General features: G+C 53.1%; 15 protein-coding genes. 7 read left to right on the top strand and 8 right to left on the bottom strand.

The features are described 5' to 3' along the window. The first annotated feature begins 246 nt into the window (after positions 1–246). Positions 247–780 carry a DUF4330 domain-containing protein gene (locus IGR76_03725; protein MBF2077633.1) on the top strand — a complete coding sequence of 178 codons (534 nt, stop codon included), beginning with the start codon at positions 247–249 and terminating at the stop codon, positions 778–780. 23 nt (positions 781–803) lie between these two features. Here the strand turns inward: IGR76_03725 and IGR76_03720 are convergent, their stop codons facing one another. Then, positions 804–1,625, bottom strand: coding sequence for an SDR family oxidoreductase (locus tag IGR76_03720; protein ID MBF2077632.1), 822 nt, complete (start codon positions 1,623–1,625; stop codon positions 804–806). A 10-nt stretch (positions 1,626–1,635) separates the two neighbouring features. Continuing rightward, on the bottom strand, positions 1,636–2,646 hold the full coding sequence (locus IGR76_03715; protein ID MBF2077631.1) for an AEC family transporter: 1,011 nt from the start codon (positions 2,644–2,646) through the stop codon (positions 1,636–1,638). A 495-nt stretch (positions 2,647–3,141) separates the two neighbouring features. Here IGR76_03715 and IGR76_03710 point away from each other — a divergent pair, with 495 nt between their 5' ends. The 6 genes from IGR76_03710 (at position 3,142) to IGR76_03685 (ending at position 9,137) form a co-directional block, all read left to right on the top strand. Then, a complete protein-coding gene (locus IGR76_03710) occupies positions 3,142–3,717 on the top strand; it encodes a M15 family metallopeptidase (GenBank protein MBF2077630.1) in 576 nt (191 codons plus the stop codon). A 226-nt stretch (positions 3,718–3,943) separates the two neighbouring features. Next, positions 3,944–6,814, top strand: a complete 2,871-nt coding sequence (locus tag IGR76_03705; protein ID MBF2077629.1) for a valine--tRNA ligase — start codon at positions 3,944–3,946, stop codon at positions 6,812–6,814. 195 nt (positions 6,815–7,009) lie between these two features. Beyond that, positions 7,010–7,213: a hypothetical protein gene (locus IGR76_03700; protein ID MBF2077628.1), complete on the top strand. Its 204-nt coding sequence runs from the start codon at positions 7,010–7,012 to the stop codon at positions 7,211–7,213. A 347-nt stretch (positions 7,214–7,560) separates the two neighbouring features. Continuing rightward, a complete protein-coding gene (locus IGR76_03695; GenBank protein MBF2077627.1) occupies positions 7,561–8,094 on the top strand; it encodes a hypothetical protein in 534 nt (177 codons plus the stop codon). 63 nt (positions 8,095–8,157) lie between these two features. Further along, a complete protein-coding gene (locus tag IGR76_03690) occupies positions 8,158–8,802 on the top strand; it encodes a dienelactone hydrolase family protein (GenBank protein MBF2077626.1) in 645 nt (214 codons plus the stop codon). A gap of 122 nt (positions 8,803–8,924) precedes the next feature. Beyond that, entirely contained in the window at positions 8,925–9,137 is a 213-nt protein-coding gene (locus IGR76_03685) for a DUF2555 domain-containing protein (GenBank protein MBF2077625.1), read from the top strand. A gap of 77 nt (positions 9,138–9,214) precedes the next feature. Here the strand turns inward: IGR76_03685 and IGR76_03680 are convergent, their stop codons facing one another. From IGR76_03680 to IGR76_03655, 6 genes are all read right to left on the bottom strand, one after another. Beyond that, a complete protein-coding gene (locus tag IGR76_03680; GenBank protein MBF2077624.1) occupies positions 9,215–11,305 on the bottom strand; it encodes a protein kinase in 2,091 nt (696 codons plus the stop codon). 65 nt (positions 11,306–11,370) lie between these two features. Continuing rightward, positions 11,371–11,940, bottom strand: a complete 570-nt coding sequence (locus IGR76_03675; GenBank protein ID MBF2077623.1) for a Uma2 family endonuclease — start codon at positions 11,938–11,940, stop codon at positions 11,371–11,373. 81 nt (positions 11,941–12,021) lie between these two features. Beyond that, entirely contained in the window at positions 12,022–13,047 is a 1,026-nt protein-coding gene (locus IGR76_03670) for an ABC transporter permease (GenBank protein MBF2077622.1), read from the bottom strand. Then, positions 13,047–14,693, bottom strand: a complete 1,647-nt coding sequence (locus tag IGR76_03665; GenBank protein ID MBF2077621.1) for a peptide ABC transporter substrate-binding protein — start codon at positions 14,691–14,693, stop codon at positions 13,047–13,049. The genes IGR76_03670 and IGR76_03665 overlap by 1 nt, the downstream gene beginning before the upstream one ends. Before the next feature lie 650 nt (positions 14,694–15,343). Continuing rightward, positions 15,344–15,553, bottom strand: coding sequence for a hypothetical protein (locus IGR76_03660; GenBank protein ID MBF2077620.1), 210 nt, complete (start codon positions 15,551–15,553; stop codon positions 15,344–15,346). Positions 15,554–15,627: 74 nt separating this feature from the next. Beyond that, on the bottom strand, positions 15,628–15,873 hold the full coding sequence (locus IGR76_03655) for a thioredoxin family protein (GenBank protein ID MBF2077619.1): 246 nt from the start codon (positions 15,871–15,873) through the stop codon (positions 15,628–15,630). Between the last annotated feature and the right edge of the window lie 359 nt (positions 15,874–16,232).

The raw sequence follows: 16,232 nt of genomic DNA, 5'->3' as shown, positions 1-16,232 counted from the left end.
ATACATTGAGCGATCGCGGGTATCGGGGTCATGCCGTGCTGACGCTCCAGGAAATCGCCGAAACCCTGCGAGATGTCGGGCGAATTACCCCAGAACAGTGCGCCCTGCTGACGGAGATGCACGCGGATGGATGACCGGATGGTGATCCCCTAGCTTGTGATCATCTTTAAACGCAATTGATTCCACTCGATGCTAGGATGAGCTGACAGAAATGACAGTGATTCAGTATTCATTGCGTCGAGACCTATGGCAATTTTGGATTCTCAGGGGCGGCTTTTCGGTAAGGTCAGCATCCTCGATATCGGAGCAGCCTTAATTATTCTGATGGCGATCGCCGGAATTTTTCTGTTTCCCGGCAGTTCGGGTTCCGTCGCCCAGATTGGCACCACCACAAAACCCGTTGAAGTAGATGTTATGGTGCGCGGGTTGACCGTGGCTGACCCGAAAGGGCTGATCGACAGCATTCAGGAAGAAGGCGCAACCAACGTTATTATCCGAAACCAACCCTACGGTCGGGTGAATGTCAAAGCGGTGAAGCCGCTGCCTCGCTCTACAGCAGTTCCGCAACCGGATGGCAGCGTCAAATCCCTCCCCGATCCTCGCCCAGAGCTGGATTTCACGACGGATATGATGATTACCCTTGAAGACGATGCCCAAATTACCGATGGTGGCCCCGTCTTTGGGAATACCAAGATGAAAATCGGCACTCAGGTTGAGCTAGAAGGACTCATCTACCGATTCAATACCACGGTGGTGGGTGTACGGATTAGTGAGGAGTAAGTCACGCAATCCGGAGCGGTAACTCAATACTCAAGAGCGGTGTGGATGAACGAATATCCCGCCGCTTTTAATTTTTGGTTAGAAACGCGGGCGTTGTAGGGGCGAGTGCTAGTTTGGGTCGGTTCCCAGATCACGGGTGCTAGGCCGTGGGCGTTCATCACCGAGTTCAGAAGGTCTTTCATCGTGGGCGGATTGTCCTGAACGAGATTATATGTACCGTCCAAATGGTGTGACCGCGCAAAGTCAATCGCTCCCACAATATCGTCGAGGTGAACCCAGTTACTCGCATCGCTTCCATCGCCCGGACGAGTGCTGCCTGCGGCACGACCAAAGATTCTGACCAACTCCCGCCCAGGGCCATAAATACCCCCTAACCGAAATACACAGACTCGTCGCTGCTCAGTGCGAGTACTCAGCAACATCTGTTCCGTTGCGTGCAAAATTTCTCCATTGGGATTGGCGGGCTGTACGGGCGTTTCTTCTGTGACCCATGCGCCCTGGCGATCGCCATACACCGCATAGCTGCCGGTATAGATAACTTGCTGTACTGACGTATGGGGAAGCACCAATGCCAGGGTTTCAGCGGTTTTAAGATAGGTTTCGGCGTAGACATCCGACCGGGGTGCACCCACGCTAACTAGCACCATGTCTTGGTTTTCCAGAAGCGTTTGCAGCGTTTCGGCATCATCACCCCGTGCGATCGTGGCATGGTGGGCGATCGCCTTTAATTCTTCGAGGCGTTCCGTTCGAGTCGTTGTCGCCGTGACCCATACACCGCGAGTCTCCCAGACCTTCGCCACAGCCTTCCCCACATATCCACACCCTAAAATCAGTGCTCGTTCCATCACGATCCTCCTACCGCGCAAATAAAACTAACCACACGGGCAGGGTCACTAGCAATCCTATACTGCCCATTGCCAAGGCCGTTACAGTTAATTCCCGATCCAGATCGTAGGCTTCAGCGAGAACAAGGGTGGCAAAGGCAGGTGGCATCGCCATTTGTAGCACCAGTACGAGATGGATCGGTTCCGGTAGACCCAAAATCGACAGCCCAGTTCCTAACACCAACGGCACGATCGCCATCTTGATACTTAGCCCAACCACCGCCGGACTCAGCCGACGCCAAGAGCGTAATTTGCTCAGGCGCATGCCGATCAGCAGTAGGGCGATCGTGACCACACACCAGCCTGCACCCTTGAGTCCGGTTTCAATCGGGGCTGGAAAGGGAATGTTGTGGCTCAGCAATCCCAGGCCAAAACTCCACAAGGCAGGATTAATCACGAGTGCGCGTAGAAGCTGACGCCGATTGAATCGACCATCGCCAAACCGAGCGGCAATCAGCACACCCAGCCCATAAGCCCCCAGTGTACTTCCCAAGGTATCGTAGAAAATTGCCCAGCCAAAATAGCTCGGCCCCACCAGCGCTAACGACACTGGAAAGCCCAAATATCCCGTGTTCCCCACCATCGATGCCAGCATAAAACTCCCCTGGGCTGGTTTCGCTAGTGGTTCTGGCGTCGGCTGAAGGACTGAAACCGCTGCCTCCATTGCAGAGCGTTCACCGGACATTTCCTTAATCTGCTGGGGCGAAACGCGCCATCCTGCCAGCCTCATCCAGCCCCATGCCAGTCCTATACCTAGCAGCATCGCCATCCAAGCGACTATCGGCGCAATCCAAATCGATTCCGACAGGTCACTTTGGCGTAAAAATGCAAAAATACCGAGGGGTACACCCACCCAAAACAAAAATTTACCCAGGCGTTGGGGAATTTCGGGCGGGAGCTTGTACCCTAGCAATAGCCCAAGCCCTCCAATCACAATCAACGGCACATAGAGCCGAATGAGATTCGCAGCAAGTTCAACCATGCATACCCTGTGACTCAGAATAAAGAACCAATTTTGAGGCTTACCCACGCCCCAGTTTAGAATCGTAAAGACGAAACGACTGTAACAAGACGCTGTGCACCTGCGAGGAAAGGTTGAGTGGATAAAACGGACGGATCAAACCCAACAGTAAACACGGTTGCTCCGGCGACACCAGAGGCTCCAACAACGGTAGAGGCTTCAGCACCCCCAATCGCTCCGGTTTCTGCGGAACCAAGAGAGATTCCGGCTGCGGTTCGTGAAGCGTCTAAGTTGCCTCCCGATAAGCGATTATCCCTGTCTTGGAAATTGGTTATTTTTGGGCTGGTTGGTTTCTTCCTGGCGCTGGCAGCAGGTGCGTTAGTTGCTTGGAAAACGACTCCCCCCCTAGAAGCACGCACCCCAGATACGCCAGCCGTGGAGGCGACCGAAGCAGCCTCTCCGGTTGCATCCTCTCCAACGGTTGATCCAAGTTCGGCAACGCCCACGCCCAATCCTATGGATGGCACCTTGCTCGGACACCTCCCCTACGAGGTTGCGCCTCCAGACACCCTGGTACCCATTGTGGCGGATGGCAGCATTATGTTACGGGATGCGGCTGCAGAGAAATTTAACGCGATGGTGGCGGATGCGGAGTACGACGGGGTTTATCTGGTTCCGGTCTCCGGATTTCGCAGCATTGAGGATCAGGAGTATCTATTCTTTGAGGTCACGGCTGAGAAAGGAGAACTTCCCGTAAAACGGGCGGAAGTGAGTGCGCCTCCGGGTTACAGCGAACACCACACGGGATATGCGGTTGATATTGAAGATGGCGATCGCCCCGATCTGGGCTTGGTCGAGGAGTTTGAGCAAACAGCGGCATTTAAGTGGCTCCAGGAGAATGCAGCTTACTACAGCTTTGAAATGTCCTTCCCGCGCAACAATCCCCAAGGCGTGAACTACGAACCTTGGCATTGGCGGTTTGTAGGCGATCGCCATAGTCTAGAAACTTTCTACCGCGCATCTCAGCTTGGTGCATCTGCGTCCCAACCTGTCCCCCAATCCCCCGAACCGGATAACAACAATCCTCAGTAAGTTGCGACTCTTAAGGTGTAAGGGTTCACGGTTCAGTCGCCTCAATGGTGACAAACCCAGTAACGGAATGCTCAGGGATTTCGTTGATCTATCCTTTGATAAGATGGCAAAACAAGCCCCATTCCCATCAGCACGATTGGATGTGGGCTTGTCGCCACGGACGATGCGCGTGGCAAAATTTTAAATAACGTTTAGGTGATTCACACGGTACTCCACTAAGGCTCCCATGACGGCAACAACTCCTGCGACTACGGCTGAACTTTCAAAGCAATACAATCCCGTTGAGACGGAAGCCAAATGGCAACAGGCTTGGGAAACAAATCAAGTCTTCAAAGCCGATCCCAACCGTGAGGGTGAACCCTACTGTGTGGTGATTCCACCGCCAAACGTGACGGGCAGCCTGCACATGGGGCACGCCTTTGAAAATGCCCTGATTGATACCCTGGTGCGCTATCACCGGATGATTGGCCGCAATACCCTCTGGCTACCCGGAACCGACCATGCCAGCATCGCCGTCCAAACCATCCTAGAGCGTCAGCTTAAGCAGGAGGGATTATCCCGCTACGACATTGGCCGTGATGCATTTCTAGAGCGGGCTTGGGGCTGGAAAGAAGAATCCGGGGGCACCATTGTGGGTCAGTTGCGTCGCCTGGGCGTATCGGTGGATTGGTCACGGGAACGCTTCACCATGGATGAAGGACTGTCCAATGCGGTGATTGAAGCCTTTACCCGTTTGTACCAAGAAGGACTCATTTATCGAGGCAAATATATGGTGAACTGGTGCCCAGAAAGCCAGTCTGCCGTTTCTGATTTGGAAGTAGAAAATAAAGAGGTGGAGGGTCATCTTTGGCATCTCCGCTATCCCCTTACCGATGGCTCCGGCTCCATCGAAGTCGCCACAACTCGACCTGAAACGATGCTGGGGGACACAGCAGTTGCCGTCAATCCCAACGACGATCGCTACCGTCATCTGATCGGCCAAATGGTGACCCTGCCGATCCTGAATCGCCAGATCCCGATCATTGCCGATGAGTACGTTGATTCCAGCTTTGGAACCGGATGCGTCAAAATCACGCCTGCCCATGACCCCAACGATTTTGAAATGGGGCAGCGTCATAACCTGCCGTTCATCACCATCATGAATAAAGATGGCACGCTGAACGAACACGCAGGCGAGTTCCAAGGTCAGGATCGCTTTGAAGCCCGCACCAATATCGTGAAGCGCTTAGAGCAGGACGGATTCTTGGCACGGGTTGAAGACTATCGGCATACCGTTCCCTACAGCGATCGCGGCAAGGTTCCAGTGGAACCGCTCCTCTCTACTCAGTGGTTTGTCAAAATTCGTCCGATGGCGGATTGCGCCCTGGAGTTTCTAGACCAGCACCACGAGCCACTCTTTGTGCCGGAACGCTGGACGAAGGTGTATCGGGATTGGCTGGTGAACCTGCGGGACTGGTGTATTTCGCGGCAGCTCTGGTGGGGACACCAAATTCCTGCCTGGTATGCCGTTAGCGAAACCCACGGCGAAATCACCGATGAAACCCCGTTTATTGTCGTCCATACGGAAGAGGAAGCGTGGCGACAAGCGCGGGATATGTTTGGCCCGGATGTGCAGCTCCGGCAAGATCCAGATGTGCTGGATACCTGGTTCTCGTCTGGGCTGTGGCCGTTTTCGACCATGGGCTGGCCGGAGCAAACGCCTGATCTGGATCGCTACTTCCCAACGACAACCCTCGTTACTGGATTTGACATCATCTTTTTCTGGGTTGCCCGCATGACGATGATGTCGGGACACTTTATGGGACAAATGCCGTTTAAGACGGTGTATATCCATGGGTTAGTGCGGGACGAAAACAATAAGAAAATGTCCAAGTCTGCCAATAACGGCATTGACCCCCTGATCTTGATCGACAAATACGGAACCGATGCATTGCGCTATACCTTGGTGCGAGAAGTGGTCGGCGCAGGTCAGGATATTCGTCTGGAATACAATCGAAAAACCGATGAATCGACCTCCGTCGAGGCATCGCGCAACTTCACCAATAAGCTGTGGAATGCGTCGCGGTTTGTGATGATGAACTTGGACGGACAAACGCCCGCTCAGTTGGGACTGCCGGATGCGGGTCAGCTAGAGTTGAGCGATCGCTGGATTTTGTCACGGTACAACCAGGTTGTGACCTACACGCGCCAGGCCATCGATCAGTACGGGCTGGGGGAAGCCGCGAAGGAACTGTACGAGTTTATCTGGGGCGATTTCTGCGATTGGTATATCGAACTGGTGAAGTCGCGCCTGCAAGGGGAAAATGCGGCCTCTCGGCGGGTGGCACAGCAGACCCTAGCGTTGGTGCTGGATGGGATTTTGAAGCTGCTGCATCCGTTCATGCCCCACATTACCGAGGAACTGTGGCACACGTTGAACCAAGCGAGCGATCAGGAATTTCTAGCGGTTCAAGCCTATCCTGTGTCCGACGAAGCGATGATTAACGCGGACTTGGAAGCTCAGTTCGAGTTACTCTTTGGCGCCATTCGGACGGTGCGGAACCTGCGAGCCGAGGCCGGAATTAAGCCCGGAGCGCAAATCGACGCTTTTTTGGTAAGCGATCGCCCCGAAGAACGCGAAATTCTCACCGCAGGGCAAACCTACATCCAGGATTTGGCGAAGGTCAAAACCTTGGCGATCGCGGAAACGGAAGACGCGCTTTACCCACAGGCCACCCCTGCTCCCGAATCATCGGTTTTAGTAACGCCAGTGACCACGGCCGAGTTGGCGATCCCAGAACCACCCGGAGCACTCGTTCCTATTCCAGAAGTCACGCCCGCCACTAAATCGAAGCAGCTACGACCGCAAACGCAATCGGAGAAGTATGCTCAAATCGCGGTGTCCGCAGGGACTTTTTTCCTGATCCTGGTGGTGCTGAAACTCGTGGCAACGATTCTAAATGAACTGTCATCCATTCTCTTGCTGCCCTCGATTCTCAAATTGATTGGCTTGGTCGTCAGTGGTCGGTTTGCCTACCAAAATCTCCTGTATGCGCGCGATCGCCAACAGCTATCCGTGTGGATTGCTGATTGGTTGAGCGATCAGGGATGGGGATGACAACCGGAGGTCTTGACGGCAACTGTCGGTCTGCAAGACGCCACCCATGTATCAACCATTGCACCAACTGTCACACCTGAATCCTCCGACTCTGTAGAACCTTCGGTAGAGTCGTCTATAGAATCATCGGCATCAAAATCACAACTGTTTGCGGGCATCGTCGGTACAGTGCAAGTGCTGATTCCCTTGGCTGGAATGGTGGATGTCGATGCCTTGAAGGCAAAGCTAACCAAGGATCTGGGCAAGGCTGAAGCTGAGGCCACATCCCTAAGTGGACGCTTGGGCAATCCGACTTTTGTGGAAAAAGCTCCGGCAGAGGTGGTGCAAGGTGCGCGGGAGGCATTGGCAGAGGCAGAAGCCCAAGCCTCAATGTTGCGCGATCGCCTGAGTCGGCTTTAAGCAGAACCATATCCCGTTGGGTGCTTAGCAAGCGTTTTTCTCCTAGCCCTTTAGCAGGCAGAAGGTTATCACACTAGATTTGTCATTGAATTGTTATCCAGGGTCTAAGCTCTAACGGGAATAAAAGGCTATACTACCCATCAAGCGCGGCTCAACGAGGGTCACTTCCCAAATTGAAAGAGTTGATTTCTAAGGAATTGGCTTCTAAAGTGTCATTGCAACGGTATTCAACGTAGTATGAGTCCCATGCGTTTAGAGCCCTGTTTTATCGGTGTGACCCAAAGGCAACCTGACATGGTATTGCTCTTACACCGGATAGTTCATGGATCGTCATTACTTTAGGCAGTTTGCAGTACATAATTCCGATGCGATATCTGGCTCAAGTCCATAGGCAAGAACCAGCGAGCGAGATACAGCTAAAGCTCCTTGCGACCCAGAAGGCTGAACACCTCTGGGCGCTGGTGGCTGACAAGGATGAATCCATCCCTTGTACTGGGCTGCCGTTCTGCGAACATGAAGGTGTGCTCGTCATCCTAGAGCTTTCAGACGCTCGGCAAATTGTCAGTATTCAGCCTGCAACGACCTGGGTTCTAGACATTATTGAGCAGTACTTGTCTAGGGGCTTGAGTCCCGAAGCGCTGCAACAGGAAGTGGACGTTGCCGAACAGTGGCGACAGTCGTTAACCCTGCGAAGTCAGGAGTTGGGGAGACAGGCGGTTGAGATTGAAGCGCGACGGGGGCAGATTGAACACCTCGAAGCTAAGTTGATTGAGGAAAAGAAGCGATTGGAAGCGATCGCCAGCCAACTACGATCCAGTGCGGATTCTGCGGATTCTAAAGATGACAATGCGTTGAACGCTGTGCATTCTCCCGATGACTAGGCCGTCCACATCCAAAGTTCCAGCCATTCCCCAGCAATCAACCCCTTAGTAGATGAACAAACCATGACCTTACGTGCGATCGCCGTTCCTCCGGCCTCTGGCGAACCTCCCACTGGGCTGTTAATTGGCTTGCACGGGTGGGGGGCAAATGCCCAAGATCTGGTTGCCCTGTCGAACTATATCGATCTACCAACCTACGCCATGCTGTTTCCCGATGCCCCCTTTCCCCATCCCCAGGCGCCTGGCGGAAAGATGTGGTACGGCTTCCCCGCCGGATTTAGCTTTCAAGTCGATACCCCACTTACCCAGCAAGCCGATCTACAGGAGAGTCGGCAACTCCTCAAAGATTGGTTACTATCGCTGGAAGCCAAGACGGGGGTGCCACCAGAGCGTACCCTCATTGCTGGATTTTCCCAGGGCGGTGCGATGACCTTAGATGTGGGTAGCCAGCTTCCGGTTGCCGGGTTGCTGATCCTGAGCGGATATTTACATGGTGTATTGCCGACCACAACCAAAATACAGGCTCCCATTTTGATGGTGCATGGTCGCCAGGATCCCATCGTACCCATTAGTGCAGCACGGGCAGCGAAACAAGCCCTGCTTGATCAGTCGGCCTCAGTGGACTATCACGAATTGGATATGGGGCATGAAATTGACTTCACAGTCTTGAAGATGATTCAAAGTTTTGTGGCGAAGCAAGCAGCCTAGGGTAGAGCTAGGTTTTACTATGGGAGTAGAGGTTGTCTGTGTTTACCAGCGAATTTGACGATGATCAGGGCTGGTAGAGCGGAGTTTTCCGTAGCGCAGAGTTTTCATTGGAGGAGCATGCCATGACAACGCTGCATATTTCAGCATCAGAGATCGAAGGCTTCACCGAAACAGAAGTGGCTTCCTTAGCGGAGCGGCTGGAGCGGGATGAGTATAACAACGCCTTTGATGGGCTAAACGACTGGCACTTACTGCGGGCGATCGCCTTCCAACGCCCCGAACTGGTAGAACCATATCTGTATCTGCTGGATATGGAAGCCTACGACGAGTCGTAACGTTCTGTTTGCGGTTCAAGTTTGATGTGCTCGCTTTTCCTAAGTTTGGGGAGAGGCGAGCCTTTTACTATTTCTGGCTATTTCTTGTTGGGCTTGGCCTCATCGGTCGTTTGGGGTTGAATCTGTTCGCGGCTCACGTTGTCAATGGCGAGATCAAGTTGATAGGTAACGGCTTGGCTATCACTCGTAGTAATCACAAGTTCGTAGTAGCCCGTTTGCGGTAAGCGTCCTGACCAGGTTCCCTGGGTAGAATCTTCGAGCAGGGCTGGGGTTTGTAACGTTGGACGGGGCAGGTAAATGGAGAGTAGGGCTGTGTCCGGGGCATCCTGAACGTTGATCCGCAGGATTTGACCTTCGCTGAGATAGGCAATATACACCCGACCACCCCCCGGTTCCAGGGTGTGCGATCGCTCGGCTCGAAAGGTTCCTGGCTCTAGCCGAATCTCCTCTAACGTCTCTCCAGCCTCTAGCGCCACGACCTGGTCTAGCGCTAATCCTCGCCAAATCTGGCCGATCGGTTGGTCGATAAAGGCATTGCCGCTCTGATCCGGAAAGAGATAGAAAAATCGGGCATCGGTCAAATCATTGAGCGATCGGCTGCCGACGTAAAGTTGATTCACTCGCGTTTTCCAAGACTCTTGATCTGCTGGCGTATAGTTACCCAATCTAGCGCGGGCATCAGCACTCAGGTTTGTTTCTAGAGTATCCAACCCCTCCGAGGCGATCGCGTCCCAGCGATCGCGCCATTCGGCATCCTCTGACTGATCGGTGAGGGTGCGGCCTTTTTGGTCGGGATAGGTCTCGTAAAAGCGTTGGTTGGTTAGCCCCACCAGAAAGTCATAGTCAATGCCCAACGCCTCCCGACGGCTCTGGATCGCTGCTTTACGCTGCTGTTCGTCCTGGGGGAGCTTCGATGAACTATCCAGCTCTTGCTGATCCTCTACGTTGGGTTGGGGTAGGAAAAATGTCCGCATCAGCCATGCTCCCCCCCACGCGGATACCGGAATCAGAAGGGCAAGGGCGATCGCCCACTGCAAACAGCCCCATCCCCGTTGTGGAGTGGATGACCGCGCAGGGGAAGCAGACGATGGAGGAGCAAGACTCGCCGTTTCCTGGTGGTTCTCAGTTCCTATAGGCAATACGGGACTCACCGGAACCGTCGCCTGAGTGGGCGGATCGGTCAAGGCACTAGGGGGAGGCAACGTCTGGATCACGGGAGATGGAGAAGATGCCGCTTCATGCTTGGGAACACCCAATGCCTGCATCACTGCCGTTGCCGACTGATAACGATCCAGCGGATGGGGAGCCATCATTTTGGTGAGAATGGCCTGGAAGGAGGGGCTGATATTGACCCAGTCTTGCCAGATTGGACGCCCGGTGAGGAGCCATTCTTGGGGTTCGCGTCCGCACAGTAAAACGACTGCCGTTGCGGCTAGGGCATAGAGGTCACTGTGGGCGTAGACCTTGCCCTCTTCCATTTGCTCCGCAGGAGCATAGCCCAGTTTGCCAATCCGGGTGAGATCGGGCATGGCATAGGGATGTTGGGCAGCGGCAACTTTTGCGGCCAGTTCCTTCACGCCACCAAAATCAATGAGCACAGGTTTTTGATCGGTAAAGCGCAGCATGATGTTGTCTGGCGAAATATCGCGATGGATCACGCCTGCGTGGTGAATGTAGTCCAGCACGGGCAGCAGTTGCGCCAACAGTTGAGTGACTTCAAACTCATTGAAGAGTAATCCCTGGAGCTGTCGAGCTTGCAGAAGCTGGCGATAGGTTTGCCCGTCTATATAGTCTTGGACGAAAAAAAGGCGATCGCGATCGCCCTGACTTGCGCGAAACAGTTCCCGAAATTGGGGAATCTGAGGATGCTGGAGCTTGTAGAGGACTCCGGCTTCCCGTTCAAACAGTTCCTGCGCTTTTTGTAACGCCTGCTGACCTTCGACTTGGGGGGCATATTCTTTGAGGACACAGTATTCGTTGAAGCGGTGTAAATCTTCGGCCAGGTAAGTGCGCCCAAAGCCCCCCTTACCCAGTTCTCGGATGAGGCGGTAGCGGTTTCCTAAGGCGGTATTGAGCAGTTCATGGGGATCACTTAACCGTTCACCGCAGTAGCAGCAAAAACGGCTTCCGGGTGGGTTGGCATGACCTTGACTACAAATGGACGACACACCTCTCCTCCTCCGCGTGATTCTGCCCCAGACTAGCCTATTTTCTCCGAGTTTGGGAGCCTGGCTCAACGTTCCTGCAAAAGCTGGGCTGCCGTGAGGTTTAGATGACGAAATAGCGGCGAGAGTATTGACGCATCACCGCTGTAAATGGTTTCCTCGTAAAAGCCTTCCACCCATTCCAGTACGGTCACTTTTTGCTGAATCGGATCAATGATCCAATATTCAGCAATTCCCCGTGCGGCATATTCAGAGCGCTTGTAACGATAATCGCGGCTCTCCTGCCCTGGACTTACCACTTCAACCACTAAAAGCGGTGGCGGCATATCCAGCAATACCAGCGATCGCCTTGCGCCTTCCAGAGCCGCGACTCCTTCCTCCGAAAACACGACTAAACCTGGTACTCGCACGGATAATCGAGTACTGCTGACCGCAACTTCAGTCTTCAAAGACAGGCGCTCAAACGGAATCCCCAGCTTTAAGAACGTTGCCACCAGAAACATGGCAATCCGACGGTTAATTTCGCTGTCGGCGGGCATGGTCAGGAGTTTCCCGTTTTCCAGTTCATAGAGGGTATCGGTTCCATCGTCGTAGGCGAGAAACTCGTCAAACGTGATTCGTTGAGACGCAACGGCCATCCTCATGCCTCCTGGAATTCGGTATCTTCATTATCGCAACCTTTTTCAACCGCCCAGTTATGTAAGGATGCGGGAAGATATCTAGTAGCGAATGCGCGGATCGATATAGGCATTGAGGATGTCGATCAGGATGCTGGCGATCGCCACAATCGCGCCAAAAAAGACCATGATGCCCTGAACCACAAAGTAATCCCGCTGGGAAATGGCTTCGTAGAGTCGGTTGGCCAGTCCCGGCCAGGAAAAGGTGACTTCGGTGAGAACGGCTCCGCCTAAGAGAGAAGCAAAGGTCAGACCCAAAACCGTAATCACTGGAATCATGGCATTTTTTAAAGCATGAGCCAGCACAATCCGCCGTTCGGGAATGCCCCGCGCCCGCGCCGCCTCTACATAATCCGATCGCAACGTTTGCTTGAGGTTAATCCGTACTATGCGTTCAAAAATGCCGCTGATCAGAACGCCCAGAGTCAAGCTCGGCAAAGCGAGATAGTACAGGGCCGTTGCCAACTGGGGCAGATTGAACTGGAGAATACTATCTAAAACGTATAGCCCAGTAATCGTTTCGGGGGTGGGCATGGATAGGGGAAACCGAGTTCCCAAGGGAAACCAGCCCAGCCACACCCCAAAAGTAAGCTGCAACACCATGCCAAACCAGTACATCGGAATCGCATAGGTGATGATGCCAAACAACCGTCCCCCGGCATCCAGGGGGGAATTGGGACGAGAAGCGGCGATCGCCCCCACCGTTACCCCAACAACCGCCGCCACGATCATGCTGAACATGGCTAGCTCCACCGTGGCGGGAAAGTGGTCGCCAATAATGGCCCACACTGTTTGCCCCCGCACCAAGGAGGACTTGCCCAAATCGAAATGCAGCAATCCCCACAGATAGTTGAGGTACTGCACAAAAAGCGGGCCATCTAAGCCATTTTCAGCGCGGTAAGCCGCCTTGGCACTTTCGGGGGCACGGGGCCCCAGGGCTACATCTGCCGGATCGCCCGGAATGGCTCGCAGCAAAATAAAAACTACAGTCACAATCACCCACAGCATGGCTGGGGCGAGGAGAATCCGGGTCAGGATATAGTACTGGAGGGCTTTTGATCGGGACATTATTTGCTAATTTGCCAGAGAAGAACTTGCTGGGTTGGCTGGATTGTGAAATTATCGACCCCAGATTGAGCGAAGGCGTAGTCTTTGGCAACCCAGAGCGGGATGTAGGGCACATCTTCGGCCAATACATCCTGAATCTCGCTGATAGCCTCGTCCCGTTTCGCAGGGTCAATGGCTTGCCGCTGGGCATCCACAAGCTCTATGGCGCGATCGCTGTAGTAGAACGAGCCTCCTGCTTGGCTTTGACCTTCTTCGCAGAGGGTGGCTTCCGATCCCTTATCGCAATCCATAAAGGGTTCGATATAGGTGTCTGGATCGTAAAAGTCGGGATACCAGTTCAGGATAAAGGTGGGATAAAGACCATTCCCCAGATTCTCGAAGGCCGTGGAGGACTCAACGCTATTGAGATTGACTTGAATCATGCCTGGAAGCTGCTGTCCCATCGATGCTTTCATCACGGTGGCAGCAACGTTATTGGTGGTTGAGGTGGAAATGTACCACAGGTCTAACACCAACGGATTGCTTTCAGAAAAGCCTGCTTCCTCCAGATACTTCTTCGCTTCTTCGGTGTTGGCGTCCCCGTAGGCGTCTTTGAAGACGGGCTTCGATTGCTTGATGGTGCTGGGGATCAGGCTATAGAGCGGGTCGGCTTGTCCTTGGAAGACTCGCTCATTGAGCAGGGGACGATCGATGAGAGCGGCGATCGCTTTCCGCACGTTGACATCGTTAAGGGGTTCCGTCTTTTGGTTCAGGGTTAGGTAGTTAATCACCGAACCATCCCCCTCAATTACCTGCCAACCCTTGGCATCAGAGTCCTTTTGCAGACTGCTAATTTGCTCCGGATCGAGGGTTTGATAGGCAATGTCTAGCGCTCCGGTTGTGAAAGCGTTGTACAGGTTCGCGGGAGTGGTAAAGATCTGGATATCAATGCCGTCGTTCGCGGGTGCCTCGCCCCAATAGTCTTCATTAGCATCTAGGCGCACTCGATCCGTCGCGAACTCAGCGAGTTTGTAGGGGCCTGTTCCCACAAAACTGTCGGGCTTAAACGCCGCATCTCCAATTTCGTAGCTTTCAGGGGGAACGGGTGTTAGTCCTGAAAACGCGAGTAGAGAGGTAAAGGCAGCAAATGGTGCAGTTAAGGTGATCGTCAACTCATTCTCACCTGTTGCTTCGACAGAAGCAATCCGATCCGCCAGCAGAAACGCAGGTCGCCCATCGTTTTCCATCAACCGTTTGATCGAAAAGGCCATTGCTTCCGCGTTAAAGGGTGTACCGTCATGGAAGGTAACGCCTTCGCGGGTTGGAATTATATAGGTTAGGCCATCGTCGCTAATGGTGGGTAGCTCGGTGGCAAGCTGCGGAACGAGGTTAGTGGTGCCCGGTTCGTAGGTGTAGAGGCGATCGCCCATATTGTAGAGGAGCAATCCTGAAATCAGTTCATAGGCGTCTGCCGGATCGAGGGTACGCACCGTGAGCGTGGTTCCGACGGAAACCCGTCCATTGTCTGCGGTAGGCGATGCGGTTTCCGATGTCTCTTTGGATGGAGAGCCGCCACAGCTTACGACCAGAAACAAGCAGATACTAAAAAGGCCGATTGTGGTGACGAGCGATCGCCAACGTTTGCGGGACAAGCCAAACCAGGTCATGGATATTACCTTTTATTTGTAAAAAAACGATGATCGGTCTAAGTTGAGTAGTATAGCGTCACTCGATTCCTTCTACATGCGTGATCGGTTCTGGGTTTGAGGGCAATCTTTGCCCTATTGGATATTGGATGCTTTTGGGTAAATCCGTAAATTTTTCCGCTGTATTGCGTCGTGCGACTCCCCTGTGGTGGAACCAGCGTCCAAATGCTCGAAAGTCTTGGAGCCGAGTGACGACAACCACTAGCCACAAAAGAAAGGGCAAACTCGCGAGGGAGTTGTCAGTCGGAAGCTGGAGGCAAACCGGTGAGCCGACGTAGGCTGTGTTTTCCCGAAGGGTACAGAAACATCATAGAAAGCCGAGATATAGCGGTTCTCATCTGCACGAGGTGCAATTGAACTATAGGAGGCTTGAGGAAAGATTCAGACCTGAAATGAATTCTCCTCGTGATGGTTAAGCATAAAAGCTTACTCTCTTGATTTGCGAGAGAAAATTGTTGAAATCTACGCCACCGAAGATATTTCTCAACGGAAATTAGCCCAACGGTTTCATGTGTCCTTAAGCTTTATCTAAGGCTATCTTGGCTTTGAACTCTGGACTGTACTGCTTGCGTTTGTTGCTCATAAACTACTCCTATCATTCTTTGAGTGGTTCAGAGCTTAGCCCCTTGTCCAGTTTTCCGGGTCCACTTCACATGTTCTTGGGCATACCACCGCACTAAATAGAGGGCTTCCCAAAACGCATTCCGCAGCCGCTCAGATTGTTGTAGTGCCTCAACAGGTAGGTAGAAACAAAGAACAAAAGCCACCACAATCAGGGCGAGTGGTTTCCACTGTGCTCGCCAAAATGAACTGATTTGCATCGTTTTTCTCCAAGTAGGAGAGAGCTAGGAAAAGAGCCATGCCAACCCTTTGCCCTAACTCAAAATTGGGAGGGTTAATCAACCGCAAGCAGCGGTTGTATTTGCTCTGGGGTGGGCACTTTCCCTTGGCTCACCAGTTGCCCATTAACGACCAGGGCAGGCGTTTTCATTACGCCGCGCTCGGCAATTTTCATGGGGTCGGTAATGTGCGAAACTTTTGCCTCTAGGTTGAGGTGGGCGATCGCCGCTTTAGCATTTGCTTCTAATTGCTGACACTTTTTGCAGCCCGTGCCTAACACTTCGACAGTCAGTTGAGCCATGATCCCAATCTCCAAAATCTAGTTTCTAGGAAGCGCTTTGCGGGGTTTCACGTCGCTTCTCGCCTCTAGAATAGAGGTTGTACCTTAGTATAAGGTCAAGGGTTTTGCCTAAATTTTTCTGACTGAAACCCCATCCTGATTTCTGGGTAATATCCCCAACCTTCAGATCGCCGCCTACCCCCAGATTACGACCCACGATTTGCTCAGGCCTTCCTGTTTCACTCACCTTCTCCATGTTGCCCACCTCTACATTGCCGCATCGTATTTAGCACAACCGGCAACGAGGGAGAGTCCGCCTGAATCCGCTGAATTAGCGCTCGCAACTGATCTGCAAACGCCCCATCTTCCGCCATATTGCA

It is taken from the genome of Synechococcales cyanobacterium T60_A2020_003, assembly GCA_015272205.1.
GTDB lineage: Bacteria > Cyanobacteriota > Cyanobacteriia > RECH01 > RECH01 > JACYMB01.
The sequence above is the reverse complement of the archived record's forward strand: the minus strand, read 5'-3'. Positions and strand labels throughout refer to the sequence as shown.